Annotated in this window: 9 protein-coding genes; 7 read left to right on the top strand and 2 right to left on the bottom strand. The window is 61.5% G+C overall.

Translation table 11 applies throughout. The features are described from left to right. The first annotated feature begins 116 nt into the window (after window positions 1-116). The 4 genes from QOC89_RS12980 to QOC89_RS12965 are packed head-to-tail and all read left to right on the top strand — an operon-like array spanning window position 117 to window position 3234. Window positions 117-1142 carry an RluA family pseudouridine synthase gene (locus QOC89_RS12980; RefSeq protein ID WP_323045375.1) on the top strand — a complete coding sequence of 342 codons (1026 nt, stop codon included), beginning with the start codon at window positions 117-119 and terminating at the stop codon, window positions 1140-1142. After that, window positions 1135-1794, top strand: a complete 660-nt coding sequence (locus QOC89_RS12975) for an HAD-IA family hydrolase (protein ID WP_323045374.1) — start codon at window positions 1135-1137, stop codon at window positions 1792-1794. The genes QOC89_RS12980 and QOC89_RS12975 overlap by 8 nt, the downstream gene beginning before the upstream one ends. After that, on the top strand, window positions 1791-2195 hold the full coding sequence (locus QOC89_RS12970; RefSeq protein ID WP_323045373.1) for a Rieske (2Fe-2S) protein: 405 nt from the start codon (window positions 1791-1793) through the stop codon (window positions 2193-2195). Before QOC89_RS12975 ends, QOC89_RS12970 begins: the two co-directional genes overlap by 4 nt. Window positions 2196-2229: 34 nt before the next feature. Continuing rightward, window positions 2230-3234, top strand: coding sequence for a S49 family peptidase (locus QOC89_RS12965; RefSeq protein ID WP_323045372.1), 1005 nt, complete (start codon window positions 2230-2232; stop codon window positions 3232-3234). Window positions 3235-3401: 167 nt separating this feature from the next. Here the strand turns inward: QOC89_RS12965 and QOC89_RS12960 are convergent, their stop codons facing one another. Together QOC89_RS12960 and QOC89_RS12955 are read right to left on the bottom strand one after the other, a co-directional pair. Continuing rightward, entirely contained in the window at window positions 3402-4121 is a 720-nt protein-coding gene (locus QOC89_RS12960) for an SAM-dependent methyltransferase (protein WP_323045371.1), read from the bottom strand. After that, window positions 4118-4735, bottom strand: coding sequence for a Maf-like protein (locus tag QOC89_RS12955; RefSeq protein WP_323045370.1), 618 nt, complete (start codon window positions 4733-4735; stop codon window positions 4118-4120). The genes QOC89_RS12960 and QOC89_RS12955 overlap by 4 nt, the downstream gene beginning before the upstream one ends. Before the next feature lie 226 nt (window positions 4736-4961). Here QOC89_RS12955 and QOC89_RS12950 point away from each other — a divergent pair, with 226 nt between their 5' ends. The 3 genes from QOC89_RS12950 to plsX form a co-directional block, all read left to right on the top strand. After that, window positions 4962-5606: a DUF177 domain-containing protein gene (locus QOC89_RS12950; RefSeq protein WP_323045369.1), complete on the top strand. Its 645-nt coding sequence runs from the start codon at window positions 4962-4964 to the stop codon at window positions 5604-5606. Window positions 5607-5707: 101 nt separating this feature from the next. Continuing rightward, entirely contained in the window at window positions 5708-5887 is a 180-nt protein-coding gene (gene rpmF, locus QOC89_RS12945) for a 50S ribosomal protein L32 (RefSeq protein ID WP_006051932.1), read from the top strand. A 172-nt stretch (window positions 5888-6059) separates the two neighbouring features. Then, the coding region (gene plsX, locus QOC89_RS12940) for a phosphate acyltransferase PlsX (protein WP_179733425.1) at window positions 6060-7163 on the top strand (1104 nt) is incomplete at its 3' end.

Below are 7163 nucleotides of genomic sequence, written 5' to 3'. Positions count from 1 at the left end.
AGCAACCAGACCCCGGCGCAAGTAAAATAACGGTTTATCGCTTGCACCTGCGCAATCCGCCCGAATTCCGGACACTGCGCCGGCCGCCGCAGACTGCTGGGCAAATTATATTCATAATGAAAGAGTTAGGCAAAATATCCCAGAAATCGGTCGCAAGTGACCAGGTCTCGATGATCGAGATCGACGACAGTGCGGCCGGACAGCGCATTGATAATTTCCTGTTGCGCGTCTGCAAAGGCGTGCCGAAAAGCCATATCTACCGCATCTTGCGCAGCGGGGAAGTGCGGGTGAACAAGGGCCGGATAGACGCGCAGTACCGGCTCGAGCTGGGCGATCTGGTGCGGGTGCCGCCCATTCGCGTTGCTCAACCGAACGAGGCGATCGCCCACGCACCGGTGCCGAGCGCCGATTTCAGAATTATTTTTGAAGACGAGCACATGCTCGTGATCGACAAGCCAGCCGGCGTGGCGGTCCACGGCGGTAGCGGCGTCGCGTTCGGCGTGATAGAGCAGATGCGCGAAGCGCGGCCGCAGGCGAAATTCCTCGAATTGGTGCATCGGCTGGATCGCGAGACGTCCGGCATCCTGATGCTTGCCAAGAAGCGCTCCGCGCTGGTCAATCTGCACGAGCAGATTCGCGAGAACAAGATGGATAAGCGCTACTATGCGTGCGTCCATGGCGAGTGGGCGAGTGACTGGGGGCGCCGCCGCGCGGTCAAGGAGCCGTTGCACAAGTATTTGACCGCGGACGGCGAACGGCGTGTGCGTGTCCAGGCCGACGGCCTCGCGTCGCATACGGTGTTCAATCTGATCGACAGGTGGCCGGAGTACGCGTTGCTCGAAGCGGAACTGAAGACGGGCCGTACGCACCAGATTCGCGTCCATTTGCAGCATCTGGAACTGCCAATCGTCGGCGACGCCAAATACGGCGACTTCGCGCTGAACAAGGCGCTGGCGCGCGCCAACGCAAAGCCCGGCCTGAAGCGCATGTTCCTGCACGCATACCGTCTTAAGCTGACGCATCCGGCTACTGGCGCGCCCCTACAGTTCGAGGCGCCGCTGCCGGCCGAGTGCCGCAGTTTCGTTGCGCAGCTCAATGATTTACGAAATGGGTCAACCCCGGAGACGACACCGCATGGCTAGAGAGCAATTTGATCTGATCGTCTTCGACTGGGACGGGACACTAATGGATTCGACCGCGCACATCACGCGCAGCATCCAGTCGGCGTGCCGCGATCTCGGCTTGCCGGTCCCCGCCGATGAGGCCGCCAGCTACGTGATTGGCCTCGGCTTGCGTGACGCACTGCAAATCGCCGCGCCCACGCTCGATCCGGTCGATTACCCGCGTCTGGCGGAGCGCTACCGCTTCCACTATTTGGTCAAGGACCAGACTACCGAGCTGTTCGTCGGTGTGCGCGAGATGTTGCAGGACTTGCGCGATCAGGGCTATCTGCTGGCGGTGGCGACCGGCAAGAGCCGCGTTGGACTGAACCGTGCGCTCGATCAATCGCGTCTGACGAGCCTGTTCGACGGCACGCGTTGCGCTGACGAAACCTTCTCCAAGCCTCATCCGGCCATGCTGCATGAACTCACGCGCGAACTGGGGCAGGACCCGGGGCGCACCGTGATGGTCGGCGATACGACGCACGATTTGCAGATGGCGATCAATGCGGGTGTGGCGGGTATTGGTGTGACCTACGGTGCGCATCCGGCCCGCTCGCTGACCGCCCTGTCGCCGACATTCGTCGCGTCGAGCGTGAGCGCGCTGTCCGGCTGGCTGCGAGAGAACGCATGAACGGCGGCACGAGCGAAGCGGCCACCCAGGCGGTCCGCATTTGCGCGTCTGACGAACTGGTCGATGGGGGTGCGGGCATCCGCCGCGCGGCCACGCTGGGCGGTGGCGACGTAGTGGTATTTTTTGTTCGCTATGATGGCCGTGCATACGGCTATCTGAATCGCTGCGCCCACGTGCCGATGGAACTCGACTGGGCCGAAGGTCAGTTCTTCGAATCGTCCGGTTTATACTTGATGTGCGCTACCCATGGCGCGATTTACGCGCCTGATACGGGCAAATGCGTGGGTGGCCCATGCCGCGGCGGCCGGTTGCGTCCGGTTCAGGTTGATGAGCGCGACACACCTGAAGGCCGCGCCGTGTTCTGGCTGCCGGACGGCGAACTGCGCCCCACCACGCCCTGATTTTTTCTCCTCTTCGACCTTTCCACCGCACCGCATGTCCGACAATTTGACGCCTGAACCGAAGGAACCGTCCCTGACGGGCCGCCCCCGCACGCCTGCCGATGAGCCGGGCTGGGAGCGCGCCGCGCTCGAGCGCATCGCGCTTGCGGCAATCAACGAACAGCGCGCGGCCCGCCGCTGGAAGATTTTTTTCCGCTTCGTGTTTCTGATCGTCTTGCTGCTGGCGATATGGGGTGCGTTCGATTTCTCCGGCGACAAGGTCTCCACCACCGGCCGACATACGGCAATGGTGACGCTTGACGGCGAAATATCCGCTGATACGAACGCAAACGCAGAAGATGTCAACACCGCGCTCGAAAGTGCATTCGACGACGCGGGCACCGCAGGCGTGATCCTGCGTTGCAATAGCCCGGGTGGCAGCCCGGTGCAGGCGGGCATTATCTATAACGAAATTCGCCGGTTGCGCGCCAAGTATCCGTCGATCCCGCTGTACGTCGTGGTCGGCGATATGTGCGCATCAGGCGGCTATTACGCGGCCGCCGCGGCCGACAAGATTTACGTCGACAAGGCGAGCATCATCGGCTCGATTGGCGTGCTGATGGATAGCTTTGGCTTCACCGGTCTGATGGATAAGCTGGGGATTCAGCGTCGTCTGCACACTTCGGGTGAGAACAAGGGCTTTTTCGACCCGTTCTCGCCGGAAACGCCGAAGATGGACGAACATGCGCAAGACATGCTCGATCAGATCCACGCGCAGTTCATCGACGCCGTCCGTCAGGGCCGTGGCAAACGGCTCCACGAAACGCCTGACATGTTCTCTGGGCTCTTTTGGACCGGTCAGAAGAGTGTCGAGCTGGGGCTCGCAGACGGTTTTGGCGACGCGGATTACGTCGCACGCGACCTTTTCAAGGCCCCGGATATCGTTGACTACACGGTCAAGGAGAGCATCACGGACCGCGTGGCGCGCAAGTTCGGCGCAGCGGTGGGCAGTGGCGCGGTTCACGCGATGGCGCTTGGCGGGAAGATCGGCCTGCGGTAATCGCGCTTGTATGTAAAAAGTCCCGCGCGATCACGTCATGGTCGCGCGGGGCTTTTTTGTTTATTCGCTGTTGCACGGTGGTCAGCGAGCTGGCTGGTCGGAGCGGTCGCCGATCTGGAAAGACGGTACGAATCTGTTCACGGGCAACGGCTAAGCCGCAGCAACGATCAGACGGCGAGAATCAGAAAAATAGCCGGCCGCTTGTGCAGATCGATCGCCGGTTTCTTTTTCCAGTCGGCCACGGTGCGGCTGACGATGGTTTCCGTCTCCAGCGTTAAGTCGACCGCCACGCAAACCAGCGTCGAAGGCGCGCAGGTTGCCAGCAACGTGTCGAGCAACGCCCGATTCCGGTACGGCGTCTCGATAAAGATCTGCGTTTGCTTGCCTTTGCGCGACTGTTGCTCCAGATCGCGCAGACGCTTGGCGCGTTCAGTAGCGTCGACCGGCAGGTAACCATTGAACGCAAAGCTTTGACCATTCAGGCCGGAAGCCATCAACGCGAGCAAGGTCGAACTCGGTCCGACAAACGGCACGACCTTCACGCCGCGCTCATGCGCGCGGCGCACCAGCAGGGCGCCCGGGTCCGCGACCGCCGGGCAGCCGGCTTCGGACACCAAACCTGCATCCGTGCCGGCCAGCAGCGGTGCGAGCAGCTTGTCGATTTCGCCCGCCGGGGTGTTGACGTTCAATTCGCGAATCTCGATTTCCTGAATCGGCTTTTCAGTGCCGACTTTCTTCAGAAAAGCCCGGGTGGTTTTCGCGTTCTCGCCAATGTAATAGCGCAGCGATGCCGCGCGCGCCCGGACCGGCGAGGGCAGCACGGCATCGAGCGCGTCGGCGTCGCCTTCGCCGAGCATGTTCGGGATCAGATATAAGGTGCCGCTCATGACGCCCCCAGAAGTGGATAGTCCGCTGCGAGCAGCATGCGCGACAGTGCGATCAATGGCAGGCCGACCAGCGCGGTCGGGTCGTCCGAGTGAATGGCTTCGAGCAACGCGATGCCGAGACCTTCGGATTTGGCGCTGCCCGCGACGTCGTAGGGTGTTTCAGCGCGCAGATACGCGTCTAGCGCCGCGTCCGGCAGGTCGCGGAATTGCACGCGCGTGATGATGTCGACGGCTTGCGCCGTGCTGGAGCGGGTGTCGAACAGACACAACGCACTATGAAACAGCACTTCGCGGCCACGCATCGCCTGCAGTTGGGCGAGTGCCTCGTCGTGCGTGCCGGGCTTGCCGATCTGCAGGCCGTCGTACGTGGCGACCTGATCGGAGCCAATCACGAGCGCGGCTTCACCGGCGCCGAGCTTGTCCACAACTGCGCGGGCCTTCGCCTCGGCGAGGCGCAGGGCGGTCGCTTCAGGCGTTTCGCCAGCGAGCGGCGTTTCGTCGATCGCCGGCACGAGGACATCGAATGGAACGCGCAGGCGCTCGAGCAACTCGCGACGATAAGGCGAACTCGACGCCAGAATCAGGCGTGGCGGGCGATTGGGGGAATCTGGCATGGTCAACCAACGGCTAGAGAGGCGGGTCGTACGGGGTTGTGCGGATGTTGCACGTGTACGGGCTTAAGTGTTTGACTCGAAAAGACAAAACGGATATGATTTCGGGCTTTTCATCGGTATGCTATTGCGCGATCGGGCTTTTTTGAGTTCCTCGAGCGGCTTTGCAAAGCTGCTGCATTGCAACCGGTTTATTCCCGGCGAAATCCTTGCCGACGCAGGAGCGCACATGACTCAACATCCTGGCAACCCTGCTGGTCTATCCGACCCGCACGATATCGATCTGTTCGAATTTGCGCGGAGTGGGCGTCAGGCCGCGGGTGTCGTGCGCGTCTCGCAACTGTCGCGCATGTTAAACGAAGTCCCGGTAGAAGCGCCAGACCGCGATACTGCGTTCACCTGGCAAGCCGAAGGAACGACGCAGCCGGAATTGCAGGACGACGGCACTGAGGGTCCGCAGCCTTATCTGAGGCTCGCGATTCACGGCGCTGCATGGCTCGAATGTCAGCGGTGCATGACGCCGTATCTACAGGCGTTCAATGTCGATGCAACCTACCGGATCGTCGCCACTGGGGCGGAAGCCGAAGAATTTCCGCTCGACGAGGATGAAGTCGAAGTGATCGTGGGCTCGCGCCAGTTCGATTTCATCGACTTGATCGAAGAAGAGTTGCTGCTTTCCTTGCCGCTCGTGCCCAAGCACGAGGTGTGTCCCGAAGTGCACGAGAGCCTCGTCTCTGGTGTGGCTGGAGCAGAAGGCGAGGGCGACGAGGCTGCGCCGGACGAAGCTGGTGAGGGCGGTAAGCCCGAGCGGCCCAATCCGTTTGCGGCGCTCGAAAGTCTCAAGCGCGGTGAGCCGGGCGACAAGAAGCATTGAACAGTTGCATGGGAGCGCGAAGCGGGCGCATTGGCCATTCGGTCGATGGCGGACACCGGGTCGGGCTGTGTTAGAATTCGGAAAATTTTTAGGAGTTAGTCATGGCAGTTCAACAAAATAAGAAGTCGCCGTCGAAGCGCGGCATGCACCGTTCGCACGATTTCCTGACGGCAGCGCCGCTGGCCGTGGAACCGAGCACGGGCGAAGTGCATCTGCGTCACCACGTTAGCCCGAACGGCTACTATCGCGGCAAGAAAGTCGTCAAGACGAAGAACGACTAATCGTTTCACTGCGTTGCGCCCCTCGGCGTTTCGCGTGGCGATCGGCTCGCTTGACATTTTCCCGGCTCGGCAAAAAGGCGGCATTCAATTGCCGCTTTTTTGTGTCGATCGCAATTGGCGCTTTGGCGCTTGCTGCGGTTCCATGCAGGGCGCCTGAAATTCGTCGCACTCCATGACAGTAAAGCTCACGATAGATTGCATGGGAGGCGACCACGGCCCGTCCGTGACCGTTCCCGCTGCCGTTAACTTCGTTCGTTCGCATCCCGACGCGCAGCTGCTGCTCGTCGGCATTGAAAGTGCGATTCGTGCGCAGCTGAAGAAGTTGAAGGCTCAAGACCTGCCGGCACTGACCGTCGTACCCGCTTCCGAGATCGTCGCCATGGACGATCCGGTTGAAGTCGCGCTGCGCAAGAAAAAAGATTCGTCCATGCGCGTGGCGCTGAACCGCGTCAAGGAAGGCGAGGCGCAAGCCTGCATTTCCGCCGGCAACACCGGTGCGCTGATGGCGGTATCGCGCTATGTGCTGAAAACGCTGCCGGGCATTGAGCGCCCGGCCATCGCGTTCGCGCTGCCCAATCCCGATGGCTACACCACCATGCTCGATCTGGGCGCCAACGTCGACTGCGAGCCGCAGCATCTGCTGCAGTTCGCGGAGATGGGGCACGCGCTCGTGTCCGCGCTTGAAGGCAAGGAGCGGCCCACCATTGGTCTGCTCAACATCGGCGAAGAAGTCATCAAGGGTAACGACACCATCAAACGTGCCGGCGAACTGCTGCGCGCGAGTACACTTAACTTTCACGGCAACGTTGAAGGCAACGACATCTTCAAGGGCACGGTCGACGTCATCGTCTGCGATGGTTTTGTCGGCAATGTCGCGCTGAAGACGTCGGAAGGCCTCGCGCAGATGCTCAACGACATCATCAAGGAAGAGTTCGGCCGCTCGTGGCTCACCAAGGTGATGGCGGTGCTCGCCTTGCCGGTATTGATGCGCTTCAAGAAGCGCGTCGATCATCGGCAATATAATGGCGCGGCGTTGCTGGGCCTGCGTGGGCTGGTGATCAAAAGCCATGGCTCGGCGGACGCCTACGGGTTTGAGTGGGCTATCAAACGCGGGTATGATGCCGTCAAAAACGGCGTGCTGGAACGCCTTGCGCGAGCAATGGAAGAGAACGCGGGTTCTCTTGAACAGGCGGCGCGCGACGCAAGCGGTGCGGGTCACGCAAGCCCGATCGCAGGCCAGCCGGCCGAGCCCTACGCTGCGCAATCCTCGAAGGCA

Source organism: Paraburkholderia sp., assembly GCF_034668105.1.
GTDB lineage: Bacteria > Pseudomonadota > Gammaproteobacteria > Burkholderiales > Burkholderiaceae > Paraburkholderia.
Note: the sequence above shows the minus strand (reverse complement) of the source record. Positions and strands in the feature narration are given on the sequence as shown.

Excerpts from the sequence above, each read along its gene's own strand:
- QOC89_RS12980 (WP_323045375.1), top strand. The coding sequence starts at position 117 with ATGAAAGAGTTAGGCAAAATATCCCAGAAATCGGTCGCAAGTGACCAG.
- rpmF (WP_006051932.1), top strand. The coding sequence starts at position 5,708 with ATGGCAGTTCAACAAAATAAGAAGTCGCCGTCGAAGCGCGGCATGCAC.
- QOC89_RS12970 (WP_323045373.1), top strand. The coding sequence starts at position 1,791 with ATGAACGGCGGCACGAGCGAAGCGGCCACCCAGGCGGTCCGCATTTGC.
- QOC89_RS12975 (WP_323045374.1), top strand. The coding sequence starts at position 1,135 with ATGGCTAGAGAGCAATTTGATCTGATCGTCTTCGACTGGGACGGGACA.
- QOC89_RS12960 (WP_323045371.1), bottom strand. The coding sequence starts at position 4,121 with ATGAGCGGCACCTTATATCTGATCCCGAACATGCTCGGCGAAGGCGAC.
- QOC89_RS12965 (WP_323045372.1), top strand. The coding sequence starts at position 2,230 with ATGTCCGACAATTTGACGCCTGAACCGAAGGAACCGTCCCTGACGGGC.
- QOC89_RS12950 (WP_323045369.1), top strand. The coding sequence starts at position 4,962 with ATGACTCAACATCCTGGCAACCCTGCTGGTCTATCCGACCCGCACGAT.
- QOC89_RS12955 (WP_323045370.1), bottom strand. The coding sequence starts at position 4,735 with ATGCCAGATTCCCCCAATCGCCCGCCACGCCTGATTCTGGCGTCGAGT.